The sequence below is a fragment of the Pseudoalteromonas sp. SWXJ133 genome (assembly GCF_015864365.1).
Classification (GTDB): domain Bacteria; phylum Pseudomonadota; class Gammaproteobacteria; order Enterobacterales; family Alteromonadaceae; genus Pseudoalteromonas; species Pseudoalteromonas arctica.
In genome coordinates this window covers 115,244-132,908 of sequence record NZ_JADYXJ010000010.1, presented here as the reverse complement: position 1 = coordinate 132,908, position 17,665 = coordinate 115,244, and the positions used below count along the sequence as shown (strand labels likewise).

Sequence of the window (17,665 nt, the reverse complement as noted above, 5' to 3'; positions counted from 1 at the left end):
GGCTCTTCTTCAAGCTCTGGCTCTTCTTCAAGCTCTGGCTCTTCTTCAAGCTCTGGCTCTTCTTCAAGCTCTGGCTCTTCTTCAAGCTCTGGCTCTTCTTCAAGCTCTGGCTCTTCTTCAAGTTCAGGCTCTTCTTCAAGCTCTGGCTCTTCTTCAAGTTCAGGCTCTTCTTCAAGCTCTGGCTCTTCTTCAAGCTCTGGCTCTTCTTCAAGCTCTGGCTCTTCTTCAAGCTCTGGCTCTTTTTCAAGCTCTGGCTCTTCTGCAAGTTTAGGCTCTTCTTCAAGCTCTGGCTCTTCTTCAAGCTCTGGCTCTTCTTCAAGCTCTGGCTCTTCTTCAAGCTCTGGCTCTTTTTCAAGCTCTGGCTCTTCTGCAAGTTTAGGCTCTTCTTCAAGCTCTGGCTCTTCATTTAATGATGAAGCAAGCGACTCAATATCATCAACATTTAATTCTCCTTGAGCATCTGCCAAATCCTCAACTGAGTCTGCCAATGCATTATCAATTTCTGAATCTCTTACATCTGAAATTTTTAATTCATCATCAATTAGGTTATCTATGGCGTCTAAATTAAAGTCGTCACTTTCCTCAACTAAAGAGTCACTTGCAGTATCAACCGCTGCCTCACCAATTAAGCTATCTATGTCGTCTAAATCAAAGTCGTCACTTTCCTCAACTAATGAATCATTTGCAGTATCAACTGCTGCCTCATCAATTAGGTTATCTATGTCGTCTAAATCAAAGTCATCACTTTCCTCAACTAATGAATCATTTGCAGTATCAACTGCTGCCTCATCAATTAAGCTATCTATGTCGTCTAAATCAAAGTCGTCGCTTTCCTCAACTAATGAATCATCTGCAGTATCAACCGCTGCTTCATCAATTAAGCTATCTATGTCGTCTAAATCAAAGTCGTCACTTTCCTCAACTAATGAATCATCTGCAGTATCAACCGCTGCCTCATCAATTAAGCTATCTATGTCGTCTAAATCAAAATCGTCGCTTTCCTCAGCTAATGAATCATCTGCAGTGTCAACCGCTGCTTCATCAATTAAGCTATCTATGTCATCTAAATCAAAATCGTCGCTTTCTTCTAGAAGTTCATCTTCGTCGAGTAACTCTGCATCAATTGAGTTATCTACCACATCACTTTTTGGGTCATTTGCTTCATCAATTAAGCTATCTATATCGTCTAAATCAAAGTCGTCGCTTGTATCAAGTCCAGCTGAAGTGTTATTTGAGGTATCTAATTCTGTTGATGTTTGATCTAATAATTCATCTATATCAAAATTATCATCATCTGCAAGCTCCTCACTTAAAGCCGCCATTTCATCATGAGACTCTAAGCTATCATCCTCTAAAGCTTCGCTTGTTTGCGGTGCATCAAACTCAGGTAGACTATCGTCTTCATCAAACAAGCTATCTAAATCGTCATTAGTTAGAATTTCATCATTGTTTATTGAGTCATCAGATAAATCTAAATCTATATCTTCAGCGTTTTCATCTGAAGGTTGATCAAACCCTTGCTGCATAAAAATATCGAGCTCATCATTGTCATCGGAATTTTCATCATCAAAAACAATGTCATCACTTAGCAGGCTTTCAAGCTCATCCTGATCGAGTAAATTTTCACCATCAGAAAAATCATCGTTTAAATCATCGTTTAAATCATCATCAGGCAAAATATCATTTTCGAGACTATCATCAAGTTGAACACTCAAGTCATCTAAGGGATCGGGCACAATTGGATCATCATTTAAGCTTGAATCTAAATCGTCATCTCCAGTGTAAGTTGGGGTTTGCGGCGAAAATTCATCATCGTTTTGAGGCTTTTCTTGATTACTTGCTCGTTTGCGTAAAAACATAATAATTGCGAAAATAATCAGTAGTCCAGGAATAAACATTAATAAACCTAGCGCTATGGGATTTGAAAATAATGAGCTTAAATCAAACGACTCTTTTGGTATTATCTCTTGTTTTTTTTGCTGAGCAATAATCTCGTTTTGTTTAGCAATGAGTTCTTTTAACTGATTTTGAATTTCACTATCTTGTCCTAACTGTAAACGTAAGTTTTCGAGATCTTTTGAAATTCCTGATAATTGTTTTTTAAGATTATTATTTTCGACTAAAATTTCTTCAACACTACTTACAGAATTTTTAAATTGTTGTTGTAACTCAACCAGCTTAGTACCTTGCTCTGCTTTTATTTCATTTAATTCTTTCTGTATCTCTTTTTTAGCATCATCTACGTCGACTTTACGTGCTTGAGTTACTTTTGTTTGTGCTGAGGTAATTTCGCTTTGCGCAAGCGTGCCATTTTTTTTCTTTTCCCATAATGCATCATCTTGCTCAGAACGTTGCTTTGCTAGCTGCGTATTTACACCTTTTATTTCGGCTAGGGTAGGGATTTTTAAATAGGCACCATTTTGAATATGGTTAATGTTTTGTTCTAAGAATGAGCCGGGATTTTTGTTATACAAAGCCTGCATAACTTGATAAATGCTAACGGAGTTATCTGGGCGCACTTTAGCCGCTATACGCCAAAGTGTGTCTGTTGGTTTAATTGGCCCAATAGATCGCCCTTGCGCACCATAGTCAACGCCTTTAGGCCCCTTTAATTGGGTACTGTCTTGAGAGTAAACTGGCGTTACTATCAATGCAGACGCTAATATAATAAGTGTAACTAAACCGCGCATGCTGATCCTTTAATATTTAAATATTAACAAAACACTTAAAGCTTAAGTGCATAAATATTGTTGATTATTGCTGTTATCAGCCAAATGACTGACTCGCATTTATTATTACAATCTATTTTTATTGCAAGCTCTATTCCAATTACAAACTATAAACCAGTTAAGGCTTAATATCCATCGCAACACCTTGAAAATAAATGCCTTAAAACATCTTTATAAATATTAATTTATTGAGTGTTATCAATCAGTTTTTATACTTTTAAAAATAAACGGCAAAAAATTGACAAGCTCTATAAACAAAAAGCGGCAAACAAATAATGTTTACCGCTTCTAAAGTGTGTTCAGCGCTATTAACTATTACATGTAATTAGCAATAAGCTCTTCTGCAATTTGAATACTGTTAGTTGCAGCACCTTTGCGAGTGTTATCACTTACAACCCACATGTTTAATCCATGAGGATGAGAAATATCAGCACGTAATCGGCCTATATAAACAGTATCGTTACCACTAGCGTCAGACACTGCTGTAGGGTAATCACCTTCATCATCAATTAGCTCGACACCAGGCGCGTCTTTTAAAAGTTGCTTAACGTGTTCAAAGTCATAAGGCATGCGCGTTTCAATATTAATTGATTCTGAGTGACCAAAAAACACGGGAACACGTACACATGTAGGATTTACTGCAATAGTGGTATCACCCAAAATTTTATGAGTTTCATTTACCATTTTCATTTCTTCGCGTGTATAGCCATTATCCTCAAAGCTATCAATTTGAGGAATAACGTTAAATGCAATTTGCTTTGGAAATACTTTATTATCCATAGGGCGTGCATTCATCAAATTAGCTGTCTGCTTTGCAAGTTCATCAACCGCTTCTTTACCTGCGCCCGATACAGCTTGGTAAGTAGATACGTTGATACGGTCTATTCCGTAAGCATCATAAATTGGTTTAAGTGCTAGCATCATCTGAATAGTTGAACAGTTAGGGTTAGCAATAATATTACGATTCCTAAAATCAGCTAGGCTTGAAGCATTAACTTCTGGAACCACTAGTGGGATTTCAAAATCATTTCTAAAGTGCGATGTATTATCGATTACAATACAGCCGGCATCAGCAGCAATAGGAGCATATTTTTCAGATACACTACCACCAGCAGAAAACAAACCTATATGCGCTTGGCTAAAATCAAAGCCTTCAACGTCAAGTACTTCAATGGTCTCACCACGAAACTTTATGTCTTCACCTGCGCTGCGGCTGCTCGCAAGTAAAAAAAGCTGATCTACAGGAAACTTACGATCTGCTAGCGTTTCAATGATTTGACGGCCTACTAAACCAGTAGCGCCAAGTACGGCAACGTTATATTTTTGCGACATATTTCTTCCTCTATAAACGACATTAAAACAACATCGTTAGTTAAATAATTATTTAGCTATGCTAAAGCCAAGTTGGCTAAGTGCTGCTAGTTGTGGGCTATCACCTTGTAGGAATAAGGTGCTAAATTCTCGCCTTACCGGATAGTTTTTACGTAAACTATCAAAGCCCTCACCTTCTAAATGACGAAGTAAAATTCCGTCATCGCGGCGTACGTCATAAATTAAATGCACCAAACGGGCAATATCTTGCTCGCTTAGGCTTTGCGTAACAGTTGCATTTGTAATAGCAGGTATTGGTAAAAAATCATCCAACGATTTACTCACCTCTACACCTTTTAGGTCACACAATTTTTGATACAACATTTGTGTACCTCGTGCTTTCCCCTCAAGTGTATGCCCTGCGATATGCACACTGGCATAACGCACATGCTCTAGTAATTCAGTTAGAATATTGGGCTCTTTTTCCCATACATCAAGTACTATATCTAAATCAGCCCCAGCTTCCATTACCTCAAGCAATGCTTGATTATCAATTACGTCGCCTCGGCTTGCATTAATTAGCGTGAGTCCTGGCTTAAGTGCTTGTAATCGCTCTTTATTCATCATGTGCAGCGTTTTGTGCTCGCCACTTTTAATAAGTGGAACATGAAAAGTAACAACATCTGATTGCGCTAATAACTCATCAAGCGCTACATGCTCTTGTAGTAAGCCCTGTTCGTGCTTAATTGGATCGCATAACAGTACGTCGACATTTAATGCTTTTAATTTTTGCGACAAACACGTGCCAATGTTACCCATTCCTACAATACCAATTGTTTGACCACACAATGGGCGCGCATTTTCTTGGCTTAATGCAAATAAACTACTAATTACATATTCAGCTACAGCAACTGCATTACAACCAGGAGCACTGGTAAAAGCAATATTTCTATCATGCAGTAATTGCGTATCAATATGGTCAATGCCAATTGTGGCAGTCCCCACAAAGCTCAGCTTGTTAGCTTGTGCCAATAGTTCATGATTAACATTAGTCACTGAACGAGTAAGGAGTACATCTACATTTATTAATTGTTCAGGCGTTAATTTACGACCATCAAAACGCTCGACCTCACCAAAGTCTGCAAAGTACTGCTCAACTAAAGGCATATTTTGATCGGCAAGAATTTTCATCACTGAGTCCGTTTGGCAATTAAGTGGCGCCATTGTAACGAACAACCAAGCCTTTACACAAACTAAAAAGGCGTATTTTAGCTGATACAAATACTTAAAAATGGTTATGTTGATTGTTTTAAATCAGCAATTTAAATTAGGGATTTAAATTATGTGGATAATAATTTTACTATTGAATATATAAAGGCCGAATCACAGCATGATTCGGCCTTTGTTATGAAAAATAAACTTCAATTACATTGAATTTTATTTAGTTGATTTTAGTTTATAGCTCAAAATCTTTTTTGAATTTCAAACCAAATTCACTGCGGTCATTACTGCGCATTACACCAACAAAACCTGATTGTTGTAGGCGACCAACATCGTAAACTTCGTTTAGAACGTTTTCACCATACAGTGTAACTTCCATATCGCCATATGGATTAGTGTACGAAATATTAAAACCAACTAGTTCACGAGAATCAATGGTCTCACTTTGGTTGTAAACTGATTGACCTTGCATTTCACTGCGATACGAATAATTAGCATTAAACGCAAGTGTTGCGCCACTCTCTAAATCCATAAAGTAAGAAGGTGCAACCATGACAGTCCAGCGTGGTGTAAGTGCTGGTGAATCGCCTTTACCTATGCCTTGTACGCCCTCAGCCACTTCTGTTATTTCAGAATCTAAATAACCAACTGCACTACGAATAGTAAAGTCATCGGTAATAGCAACTGTTGTTTCAAGCTCAATACCTTGCGCTTTAGATTGACCCGCATTTTCTACAATTGTTACAAAGCCACCACCCGCTGTTGGATCTGAAAACGGTAATGCTAAATCGGTGTAATCAGTCACAAATACCGCAAGCATCATAGATACATTTTCGTGTACTTGGCCTTTTAAGCCCATTTCGTAGTTAATCGCTTTTGTTTCGTCAAACGATACAAATTGATCTGGTCCACCAAACGGACGCGGTGGAAAACCACCTGTTTGATAGCCTTTTTGAATCTGGCCATAAACATTCATATTATTGCTAAGCTGATAAGATGCATTTACATCCCACGTAACCGCATCAAAATCTGCACTTACATATTTACGAGTTGGAAATGATGGGAATATAGCATTTGCATCTTTTTCATCTTTTGAATAACGAAGGCCACCACCAACCGTTAAATCGTCAGTTAAATCGTAGCTGGCATTTATATATGCTGCATACGAATTAGTTTCTTGGTTAATTTCAAATTCGCCGTAACCGCCAAATGATTCTGTTACACCATCATTCAACAAGCCATTAGGTGTATTAAATGGGCTAAATACAAACGGGCCTGAACGTGTAAAGCCATCTTCATTAAAAAAGTAAAGACCAGATACAAAGTCCATATTATCGAATGTTGCATTTAGCTGAACTTCAAATGAGTACTGATCAGCACCGCCCTCCTCTGGAAACTCAGACAAGTTTAAAGGTGATGCATCATCATCTAGGCCACCTTCATACTCAGATGTACGGTAGCTTGAGATAAACTTAGTAGTATAAGTATCGTTAATTGCCCAATCGGCTAAAAACGATGTACCCCAACCTGAGTAAGAGGTAGATTCAATACCAGCAACAGTTGTGCCTAAATCATCAGGGTCTGATGGAATTAAATCTTGAGTCAATAATGGGAAGTCGCCATTATTAACATCATTTGAGTCTAGTGGGTCTGTCAATTCAATTGTATAAGGCGATTGGCCTGACTCGTTATCAACCCCATCTAAAGAAAAAATGAATGCTAAGTCGGTATTTGCTTGCCATTTAAGTGCAACACGGCCGCTAAACTCCTCTTCTTCACCAATTTCTTTTTCTGGGTTTGCTAAATTAACAGCTTCGCCCACACCATCACGTGTTTTGTAAGATGCACTTGCAGACATACTTACATCATCTGTCAGTGAGTTATTAAAATAAACATCGCCAGCAATACGTCCACGACTCCCCAGCTTAGCTGTAGTAGTAACAATACCTTCATCACCAGGTTGCTTTGTAATTACATTTACAGCGCCACCTAATGTATTACGGCCATATAAAGTACCTTGTGGGCCACGAAGCACTTCAACACGCTCAACATTAGGTAATGATAAGTTAGAACCCATTTGACGACCTAAGTACACACCATCAAGATACACACCCACACCCGGATCGGTAGTTATTATGTGATCTTGCAAACCTATACCGCGGATAAATACAGACGCATGCGCAGAATTGCCCACGCCATAGCGGGTAATATTTAAATTTGGAACATATTTACCAATATCTTCTAGGTTACTCATATTGGCTTTATCAATTAGGTTAGCGCCAATTGAAGTGATAGCGGTTGGAGATTCAAACAAGCTCTCTGTACGTTTACGGGCTGTGACTTCTATCTTTTCAAATACGTCTTGTTTAGCTGTTGTTTTAGTTTCTTCGGCGTTTACAGTGGTAGTGAGTGCAGCAAAAATTGCTAGACTTAACTGTGAGAGGTTACGTAATTTCAAAATATTCTCCAAAGGATACCGTGTGATTTAGTTATGCATTTATACTTGAGAGTATAAATTTCAGGCATAAAAAAAGATGCGTAATGCATCTTTCCTCTGGATGGGTATTATATGACAATTTTGTGAATAAATGTATAAATAATTTAATTAAATGCATTAAAGGTAAAATATTTAATGACCTCTAGTTTCTAATAGATTTACTCCAATAAGAAGCAATTCCCTTTGTCGTTAACCTTTTGTATTCAAGTAAAAAAAATAAAAACTTAATTTAGCACTCTATATAAACAAGTCATTTATAGACCTATTAAAAGAAAAAAACACATATACCTATTATTGAAATTAACTAAAAATAAGAATATAGTACCAAAATGTAGTCTATGGATAGAATATTATGAATATTTCAAGTACAACAAACGAACATATCCAGTGTTTTAATAACCCAAATTATACCTCACTTTTTTGTGTTGCTGCTCACTTCAACATCCTACTTGTTAATTACCAAGCCTTAAACGTTATTACTAACTATGAACTTATTAATCAATTTATGCTGAGTAATGGTCATCAAGGACTCGTGATTTTTGACGTTCCTAAAGATGGTGATGTACTGGCATTAAAAGAGTGGCCCAATTTAAAAGGATTGTTTTATGAAGGCACTGACGAGGTGCTTTTTCAACAAGGATTAGAAGCAATTGAACAAGGCAAACTGTGGTTTCCACGTGCAGTAACCGATGGCTGGATGAGACAAATGCTAGCGAACGAGCAGCAAACTACACTGCAATCAAATAACTTGACATGCAAGGAAATGAAGGTATTAAACTTATTATTTTCTGGTTTGCATTCAAGTGCAATTGCAGACACCCTATTTATCAGTGAGGCTACTGTTCGCGTCCATTTACATAAAGTGTATCAAAAGATTGCTGTGAAAAATAAACAACAAGCATTACTTTGGTGCCAAAAAAACTTAAATAAGGTTAATAATTAAGCGGACTTATTTGAAACCTTATCGTATCAGAATACTCGCCGGCAGCTTGCCTTTCAAAATCATTTAGTTGAATTTTCAAAGGTAACAAATAAACGGTTTGTCCTGAATATATAAATTTATGTTTTGATAAATTATTTAGTTCAAGCCATCTTCCAGCCAGATCTAGACTGTAATTAATTGCATATTTATCTCTATAGAGACTGTGTATTAATTTACCATTATTATCTGAACTTACAGATAATTGAATATCTGAATTAGTAACAACTTGTAAACTAGGTAACATAGTGTATTCCTTACCCGGTATTAGCTCTCCCAAATTAATAGTATTTGAAAATGTATTATACCCAAGTACAGAAAGACTTGTTCTAGGCACAATATTTTCTTGAATGCTATATTCTCGTTCATCTAACAACTTGCTCCCCTGATCGTATAATTTCATTTGGAGTCTATCTGTATAGACACCAGCTTTAATCGGCGTTCCTGATGGTATTAGTAATGACAATATCGTCGAAGAATTAGTAAAGCTCAACTTTAAAGTTGATGTGCTAACTAACTGACTCTGTATACTTTGCATTTGGTACGGAACACTTTGAAATTGCCCTTTTAACTGAGCTTGGTTCTCACTTGTAATCAAGAGCTGTAATTGACAACTCTCATCATTAATAACGCTTATACGTAGCTCTTTCTTAGAGTCTACTTGCTGTAAGGCATGGTAGCTTTCAAAATCATCATAAATATGTTCAACCTTATCGAACCTAGCAGCACATTGCGCATGAATTAAAGGCGTAAAAATAAATAGTGCTAAACCACCCAATAATAAACTTACTTTTTTATTGTACATAAATAGCTCCTTTGCGCTGTAATTGTTCACCTTCAGATACTTCAATCGTAAAATGTGACTTTTCTGCATTCTTAAGTGTAATTTCATAATTACAGGCGGTTAAACCTGTTAATGCAAATCGTCCTTTTTTATTCGTAAAAAATGTATGCTCTTTCTTACTACTATTATCTAAACAAATAGCCGTTCCAACCTGTAAAGATAGTGGCTTTTTTTGTTGGTCGTACAGCGTTGCAATGACTGATATGTTAGCGGCAGTCCCTATTGTAATTGCATGACCCGTTCGATAAGGTGAATAAAGAGTAATAATACCAGAACCTATATCATACCCTGGCGCTAAGTTATCAATATCGACTGCAACGTTGGTTGAGGCGTATGAACTTATATCGTTCAATAAAATAGTCTCGAAGTCTTCATTATCTGCCCTATATTCATCTTCATATTGCCCCAATATAACTTTTTTTCCTTTAAGGCTAGAGTGAGGTTTTACTAAAGCGAAGCTATCGTATATGGGTTTCCCAACAGCCCAACTCTTATCTGCAAATGCTATACTTGATGCCAAACTTAATCGGCTCTGATGGTAAGCTGAGTCCTCATTAAATTGCTCGTAAAAACTCCCATGATCAAAGTTCATAACAAAACGATTCGCGTTATATTGAGTATTTAAATCAAAAACAGCTTCATTTTGATCATTTTTTTCAAGCCCAGCTCTTATGTTCAAAGCTCCAACATAGCGCTGATTACTATCTTGAGAGAATTCTAAACGTGTTTTGTCACGCCTAGATTGATGAGATAATTTAGCCCGTCGAGTATTAGAAAACTTATAAGTGACAGACAACCTTACATCCCATTGACTTTCTTCAGCGAGACCCTCCCACTGCCCACCTAAACTATATCTCCATTGGCTATTATCGATCTCACCAGAAAGACTAACCCCAATTGATTTATCAAATTGAGCTTCATCATATGACCTTGATAAGCTTGTAAAAAAAGATGTTTGCGTATTATCGCCCCAAAAAAAACTATAATTAGCCTGAATATAATGCTCCCTTAAGCGAGAACTAGATTGAGAATCAGGCCGATAACCAAGGCCTGTAAAATATCTTGACGAGTATTCATAACCCACCGTAATGTCAGTGTTATTATCACTATGATTTCTATAGTTACTATAAACAATGCGATAAGCATGGCCTGTTTTTTCATTGAAACTTATCGCATTTTCAAACGCAATCTGTCCAATTTTAGCTGCATAAATATTTTTAAAACCAACCTGCTGAGAATACTCATCACCCTGTACTGCCGCACCCGCTGTCCAGCTAGGTGTAATGCCATAATCAAGATAAAAGCTGGCTAGTGGCTCGTCGTAATCATAATCTAGCTCACTACCTAAGCGTGAAGGAACGCCTAAATGAAACTCATATTCAAGTTGCCCTTGAGCAAAAAGATCTAAACCTGTCGTTACGTCAAAATCAACAAAACGCACAACTCCTGCTATATCAGTGATCCTCAAAGTAATATTGTTGCTTCCTTCATTAAGGGGAATATCATCAAGAGAATATATACCTGCGGCTAAATTAAGTTTTTGTACTATCCGCTCGCCAACTAACACCTCTACAGAAGATGGACTCTCTAAGGTAAAGCTACGAGAAGCACTGGGTCTGATAGGTCTGTCAGAAACTAGCGAAAAATCATGTGAAAGCGACAAACCTAGTACCCGTGCTGTTGATTGAAAATAACTACCTGAACTATAATTATCACCGACTGATATACGTAACCCACTAAGTGGTAGGTCATGTATTATACGAGTACCTAAGCGCCTAATATTTGATGAAGTAGGAGTTACTTCAGATAAATACTCCACTTCGTTTTCTAAAACCCACCCTTCCCAGCTCACTACCATTTCAGAACGAATAGCTAAGAGCTCATCTGTTGTGTCCTCGCCTTTATCTTGCTGATAAAAATAACTTGAATAAGCATTAACAAATCCACTTAGCTTAGCGGGTTCCGATGCTGTTAAATTCCTTGAATCAGATTTTAAACTTAGCTGTTGAGGGCGAGTCAGTGTAAGAGGTACTGATATTTCTAAGCTAAAATCACTCATATCGAATGAAATATTATATCCAAATGACTCTAATGCTTTTGTATCAATAACATTCTTATTAACTTTAAACTCTAAAGAATCAAAATCTTCTGAAAATAAAAGTCGTTCGAATGAAACTTTAATTTCACTCCATTTAAGTGATAAATTATCATTTGGGTCAACTGCAAGAGTTAATTTACCAATAGCATTTTTATTCAGTTCTGCTTCAACGCTGAGTTCGATAGTTCTTTTAGACGGGTTAATTTTTGAATAACATAATTGAGTAAAGCTCAATAAAAATATGCATAATAAAACTCGCATAACTAGCGAGCCAGCACTAAACGTAGATGATTTAAACTTCCTTCCTGTAAAGATTGTGGCATAGGGACTTTTATGACACTGGTGCTATTAGGAGCAAAAAAAACATCGTATCCATTTGCTTTTAATTGATCTTTTAAAATTCGATCGCTTAGGGTTTTATTTTTAGTAATTTTTATTTCATAATCACTTAATCGTCCAGCCCCTTTTCCTTTATTTAATACTTCAGTGACAATAAAACCATCCTCAACATGAGGTTCTTTTATAGTCAGTTTAGGAACTAATCGAGGTTGATCCAAATGAACAATTAAATTTACGTTTAAAAGCATCGTAAGTTGTGAATGCTTATTTATAGACTTATTTACAATGGGCTGCTCAATCAAACTAACTTGATAGCTCTTATCTGTACTAGGAAGTTTTTTATCTAACCATCTAAATTGCAACTGTTGGCTTTGCCCTGGTTGTAAAAATAGCGATGGAGGAAAAACCCACAATGGTGAGTCATCTAAAGAAATTAATTTAGGCGTGCCTTGAGAAAAGTCAATTTCGTAAATTTGGATATCAAAAGCAATGTCTCTTGGTAATTGATTATAAACCAAGCTAGAAGCGTTACTCGAACGACTATCAGGAGAGAAAGTAACCACCATAGGCGTTACTTCTACAGCAAAACCAGGTGCAATTACAATTATATATATAAAAAAGTAACTGCATATCCGCAGCATTAAAAAATGACCTCTAGATCACTGCTTGATGCATTAAATCTTGATGGGATTTTTATTGAAACCTCACGGCTAGATTTTGGTAATAAAATTTTTCCAGTCAATACTTTACTCAATTCAGCCCCTTCTAATAATAGCTCTTGATCATCGCCTTTAATAAGCCACTGTGCCTGCGATAAGCGAATATATTTATTACCTGTATTTTCCAGAAGCACATTCCATGTTTCTGTATCTACTTGGCGTTTATTTTTAATTAATAATTTTGCCTCAGCACCCTTAGGCACCACATTAAACAAAGTTCTAAAGCTAACTGACATACCAACGCCTGATTGCCCCGCTTTCTCTAAATCAACAGATACCTGATCAATGGCTATACGGTACGCTTTCGAATTTTCTAATATTGGTTCCCCAATATATCGAACAATTACCGATTGACTTTTTCCGGACGGAATAATCGTAGTCATAGGAATAATTAAAAAATCATCTTCGTTCGCGTTTAATGTTTCATCACCCTTGGGATCTATTAACAAATCGAAAGCAGATATCTCAATAGTTAAAGGACTATCGGAAGGGTTTGATATGCGAATGGTTTGCTGTGACTGGCTACCTGATGATTCAAGCTCTGCGACCATTGGTTTAACTTGAAAAGCTTCTGTAGAATATGAAATTAATAACACTGTAATTAGAAATATATAACGCATATAAAGTCCCTCTTAATAAATTAAAAGGCAGTAGCTACTGCCTTTTATATACTAATTAGTTAGCTGTAATTGCCAACATAAGCGTATCTGCGTAAGTACCTGCATAAACGGGTGCTTGTGTTACAGTTAGTAAAATATTTCCAGCAACACCACCTGCTGCCAGCGTTGGCGAACCAGGCTGACTTTGCGACTCAGATTTATCATTTTGGCCATTCTCAGCTGAAAGCGTAAAATCAAATGTCCCTGCCGTTAACTTGGCAGTGTAGCCCACACCACGATCTTCATGGTCAGCATTTTGCAAGTGCCCTTCAGATGTCGTTAATGACATTGTTGCACCATCAACATCATTACACTGCAAATCAAAGCCTACATTTTTAGTTGCACCATTTGATAATGTTTGAAAGAATTGTGTAGTGTTAATGTTGCTCACTCCACAAACCGATGACACTGCACCACCTACATTTAGATTTTCAGCAAATGCTGCGCCAGATGTTAGAGTTGCGATTGCTGATAACACGATTAACTTTTTCATTTTAATATTCCTTATCCATGTGACATATTTGTTTATATTTAATAGTTAGTGTTTTACCAAACTCCACCAGATACAACCGATGGTGTCATTTCTATGCGAAGCACATCCTGGTAACTTCCGGCATAAATTAAAGGCTCATCTAGTTTTAACTGTAATTTAGCTATGCTGTTAAATAAAATCTTATCAACATCAAAATTGTACATAGATTTGAGCTCAAGTGCCGTTGCAGAAACGTCGCTTGAAACCCCCTCTATTGACCAATTAAGGTTATAAGCATTTATTTGAGTACTTTGCTGATGGCGCAGGCCACCGTTTTCAGATTGCATTGATACTCGCATAGGTGAATTACAATTAATCACTAGCTTTGTACTCGCGAGGCCATCTGAAGAAAACTGAAGGTTGTTATTTTGAGTAGTAAAGCCGCACACTGGTGAAATATGACCTACCAGAGTTAAACTTACTTCATCGTTACTGAATGCATTCATTGCAAAGCAACATAATAAAAACCAAGTTAGCTTCTTCATCAGTCTCATTTCCCTTGAGTAACTCGCTAAGACAGCTAGATATTAAGCAAAATATAAAAATAATACAGTTGATATTTGTTTATAAAATAGTAACCATGCGTGAGCGCAAAAATTTGCGTGCCGGTGAACATATAAACGTTCGAGCTAAATACACAGCTTCAACCTCTCCCCTTTCCTCCAAAGCTGAGCCACAAGGCCTATCAATAAAGCGCTTAGTGTTTACAAACCAATTGCAAATAAGTAAACAAAAACAAACAACAATAAAATAAGCTAGATATATACAGTCATAATTATCTAAACATTCTTCAGTAGTATTTTATATGAATCTCTTTCAAATTTAACGCCACATATAATTTCAAAAAACACACTAATAAACAAAATATTTTACAAGTGTAAACATGCATCATTCTAATGTTGGAAATTTATTTTGATTAATACGCTAATTCCATTAGATAATTATTGATATCGACTCTATAATCTTCATGAAATCAACATATAAATAACAAATAGGAAATACATATGAAAAAGCTATCTGTAGCAATGGCTGTATGTGCGGCTTTGGCATCTAGCTATGCTAGCGCAGAAGTAAGAATTAATGGTTTTGCATCAATTGTCGGTGGTAAAAGTCTGGATAGTGACAGTACTTTGTACGGCTATGATGACGATATCTCTTTTAAAAATGAGAGTAAATTCGCTTTACAATTATCTGCAGACCTACATGAAAAGCTAACAGCTACGGCTCAAATTATTGCTCGTGGAGAGGATGACTTTGACGCTACATTCGAATGGGCATACGTTACTTATGAATACAGCGATGAACTGCAATTTAGCGCTGGTAAAATGCGTGTTCCTTTTTACAAGTATTCTGATTTCTTGGATGTAGGTTATGCTTATCGCTGGGTACGTCCGCCAAAATCAGTATACGGTATCCCATTTTCAACTTATGAAGGAGTTAGTGTAGTTTACAGCTCTCAATTGGGTGATTGGGATTCTACGCTTCAAGGCTTTTATGGTGCATTCGATGGTGATATTGACGTATTTGGAACAGAATTACCTGCTGAACTAAATAATTTAGGCGGTATAAACTGGAGTCTATCATACGACTGGTTCAGTGCGCGAGCTGCATACATTGTGGCCGACACTAGCATTTCATCAGAGGATCGTGGTCTAATTGGTCTCGTAGGTTTATTGTCAGATAGTGGCTTAACTAATACCGCGAATGACCTAATCACTGAAGAAGATAAAACGAGTTTCGTTGGCGTTGGTTTTTCTATTGATTATGAAAACTTTTTGTTTGATGCCGAATATACACAATTTGAGGTTGAAGACAGTATACTACCAAAACAGTCACAGTATTACGCATCAGTTGGTTACCGTATTGACAGTGTAATTGTCCATTTTACTTATGAAGACAATGATGACAAACATGATTCATCACGTTTTGACACGATTGAATCTGCACCAGGCTTAAATTCGGCTGTAAATGGTGCTCTTGAAGGTCTTCGTGCACAAAGTAACGTATACACAATTGGTGCACGTTATGATTTTCATCCTTCCGCTGCTTTCAAAATCGACTTTAGTCGTTTCGAAGATGACATAACTGATACAGAGACGGATGTTGTAGCTGTTGGTGTAGATCTTGTCTTTTAATTGGAGCTTATGATGAAAAAATTAATTTTAGTAAGTGCACTTTCATTGTGCTCGATTAATGCATTTGCAGACATTGCTGTGATTATTAATCCAAGCAATATTAATACTGTAGATACAGATACAATCAAAAAGATTTACTTAGGCAAAAGTAAGTCATTTAGCAATGGCGATAAAGTTAACCCAGTGGATCAAGACGGTACGTCTGTAGCTGATGAATTTAACGACAAAGTAGTCGGAAAATCGAGTAGTCAGTTAAATGCGTATTGGTCAAAACTAATATTTACAGGTAAAGGGACACCTCCTGAAAAGCTTGCATCTGACCAAGCTGTTATTGATTTTGTTGCTGCTAATAACGACGCTATTGGCTATATTGATAGCGCTAAAGTCAGTGATAAAGTAAAAGTAATTGCTACTTTTTAATCATTAAAAATTGGTATAAAACCACTACTGATTTAAAACTGAGCAGCTAAAGATATTTAGCTGCCCAGTTAACTAACTTTTAATTTCATTTATTCTGCTTTGAACGTCCTATATAAGCAGTTGAGTCCAGGTATCTCCCTCTAAAAGCTGTAATAGTAATTTAGCTCTTTTTACCTTGCAAAATTTCTCGCTTAATATTACGGTTTAAATACTTACTTACCTCTACTAATAATGGAGGATAACTTTTCCCCACTATTGATAGTTTGTTGAGAAATTTATTTTGGCGAAATAATGACTCAAATATAATAGTAGGCAATCTAGCCTTAGAAATTGAACTTATTAACAGAGCACAGATATCATAAAGGTAGAAGATAGTTGTGAAAGGATTTTTGCTTGAGAAAAAGGTGCTCGTTATACCTATTCGCTTAATTAAGTGATCTATTTTGAGGTAAAAAATCGTGTCTATAACAATACAAATATTTCGTTATTTATTTGTTCTATATCAGAGATTTTTAACGCAGTTAGCGTCAGATTTAATCACTCAAATTGGTTGAGTATTATTGCAGATTGGTATCAACTGATTTAATGCAGCGCTTAGTGTATTAATTGTTTCTTATTTAGGAAGGGGTTACACAGGTTGAAATTAAGAGGAATCAGGAAAGGCTACTCACTACCTAAACCCACGTTACTTTAACATAAAAAACTCTCGCAATGAGTATTACGAGAGTTCTGCTATATTGAATTGAATTAACTTAAAATTAGAAAGTAGCTATTACTCTTACGCTATCTGTAACATCAGCTGTCTCTAGATAACCGATAGCCTTTGGATTAGAGCTAATCTCTTTCAAAACTTCACCAACATCTTTAGCTTGTAAAGGAGGAGTTCTTCGTCCTGTAAAAATAAGTTTTGACCATACCGCATCTACTTGAGACGTGTTTCTTTGTAAAACAGTGTCATCAAATACAGTTCTAGCACCTTTTCCGGCTTCGAACAGCACTGGTACAGCTTCTGAACCATCACTAAACTGTCCTAGTTTACCCATGAAAATATTTTTCACTTGCCCTTCAGAAAGCTCAGTAGTGTTGTTTTTATTTACAACAACAGACAACGCTGCGTTGCTTGTACTCGTCATAATAGACGATAATATTAATAAGAATAAAATTGATTTAAAGATTCTCATG

At 36.5% G+C, this 17,665-nt stretch carries 14 protein-coding genes; 3 read left to right on the top strand and 11 right to left on the bottom strand.

Annotated elements, in window-relative coordinates; genetic code table 11:
* The 4 genes from I6F40_RS10085 to I6F40_RS10070 form a co-directional block, all read right to left on the bottom strand.
* Positions 1 to 2,690, bottom strand: a 2,690-nt coding sequence (locus tag I6F40_RS10085) for a FimV/HubP family polar landmark protein (RefSeq protein WP_331460302.1), incomplete at its 3' end; no start/stop codon positions are given.
* Positions 2,691 to 3,044: 354 nt separating this feature from the next.
* Complete coding sequence (locus I6F40_RS10080) at positions 3,045 to 4,061, bottom strand: aspartate-semialdehyde dehydrogenase (RefSeq protein WP_007586655.1); 1,017 nt, start codon at positions 4,059 to 4,061, stop codon at positions 3,045 to 3,047.
* Positions 4,062 to 4,109: 48 nt separating this feature from the next.
* Positions 4,110 to 5,231, bottom strand: coding sequence for a 4-phosphoerythronate dehydrogenase (locus tag I6F40_RS10075; RefSeq protein ID WP_166376972.1), 1,122 nt, complete (start codon positions 5,229 to 5,231; stop codon positions 4,110 to 4,112).
* Positions 5,232 to 5,496: 265 nt separating this feature from the next.
* Positions 5,497 to 7,719, bottom strand: a complete 2,223-nt coding sequence (locus tag I6F40_RS10070) for a TonB-dependent receptor (protein WP_197192854.1) — start codon at positions 7,717 to 7,719, stop codon at positions 5,497 to 5,499.
* Positions 7,720 to 8,110: 391 nt separating this feature from the next.
* On the opposite strand from I6F40_RS10070, the gene I6F40_RS10065 reads away from it, so the two are divergent.
* The gene (locus I6F40_RS10065) at positions 8,111 to 8,701 is read left to right on the top strand and encodes a LuxR C-terminal-related transcriptional regulator (protein ID WP_197192853.1); all 591 of its coding nucleotides are present in this window, start codon (positions 8,111 to 8,113) and stop codon (positions 8,699 to 8,701) included.
* On the opposite strand, the gene I6F40_RS10060 is transcribed toward I6F40_RS10065, so the two are convergent.
* From I6F40_RS10060 to I6F40_RS10035, 6 genes are all read right to left on the bottom strand, one after another.
* On the bottom strand, positions 8,691 to 9,542 hold the full coding sequence (locus tag I6F40_RS10060; RefSeq protein WP_197192852.1) for a hypothetical protein: 852 nt from the start codon (positions 9,540 to 9,542) through the stop codon (positions 8,691 to 8,693). The two genes, I6F40_RS10065 and I6F40_RS10060, sit on opposite strands and share 11 nt — an antisense overlap.
* Positions 9,532 to 11,940 (bottom strand): fimbria/pilus outer membrane usher protein, encoded by a 2,409-nt coding sequence (locus tag I6F40_RS10055; protein WP_197192851.1) that lies wholly within the window; start codon positions 11,938 to 11,940, stop codon positions 9,532 to 9,534. Before I6F40_RS10055 ends, I6F40_RS10060 begins: the two co-directional genes overlap by 11 nt.
* Positions 11,941 to 11,942: 2 nt before the next feature.
* Positions 11,943 to 12,584, bottom strand: a complete 642-nt coding sequence (locus I6F40_RS10050; protein WP_231609341.1) for a hypothetical protein — start codon at positions 12,582 to 12,584, stop codon at positions 11,943 to 11,945.
* A 74-nt stretch (positions 12,585 to 12,658) separates the two neighbouring features.
* Complete coding sequence (locus tag I6F40_RS10045; protein ID WP_197192849.1) at positions 12,659 to 13,357, bottom strand: fimbrial biogenesis chaperone; 699 nt, start codon at positions 13,355 to 13,357, stop codon at positions 12,659 to 12,661.
* Positions 13,358 to 13,412: 55 nt separating this feature from the next.
* Complete coding sequence (locus tag I6F40_RS10040) at positions 13,413 to 13,889, bottom strand: hypothetical protein (protein WP_197192848.1); 477 nt, start codon at positions 13,887 to 13,889, stop codon at positions 13,413 to 13,415.
* Between the two features lie 53 nt (positions 13,890 to 13,942).
* A complete protein-coding gene (locus I6F40_RS10035) occupies positions 13,943 to 14,413 on the bottom strand; it encodes a hypothetical protein (protein ID WP_197192847.1) in 471 nt (156 codons plus the stop codon).
* 519 nt (positions 14,414 to 14,932) lie between these two features.
* On the opposite strand from I6F40_RS10035, the gene I6F40_RS10030 reads away from it, so the two are divergent.
* Positions 14,933 to 16,063: a porin gene (locus I6F40_RS10030; protein ID WP_197192846.1), complete on the top strand. Its 1,131-nt coding sequence runs from the start codon at positions 14,933 to 14,935 to the stop codon at positions 16,061 to 16,063.
* A 12-nt stretch (positions 16,064 to 16,075) separates the two neighbouring features.
* Positions 16,076 to 16,483, top strand: coding sequence for a phosphate ABC transporter substrate-binding protein (locus I6F40_RS10025; RefSeq protein ID WP_197192845.1), 408 nt, complete (start codon positions 16,076 to 16,078; stop codon positions 16,481 to 16,483).
* Positions 16,484 to 17,241: 758 nt separating this feature from the next.
* Here I6F40_RS10025 and I6F40_RS10020 read toward each other — a convergent pair.
* Positions 17,242 to 17,664: a phosphate ABC transporter substrate-binding protein gene (locus I6F40_RS10020; RefSeq protein WP_166376963.1), complete on the bottom strand. Its 423-nt coding sequence runs from the start codon at positions 17,662 to 17,664 to the stop codon at positions 17,242 to 17,244.
* Between the last annotated feature and the right edge of the window lies 1 nt (position 17,665).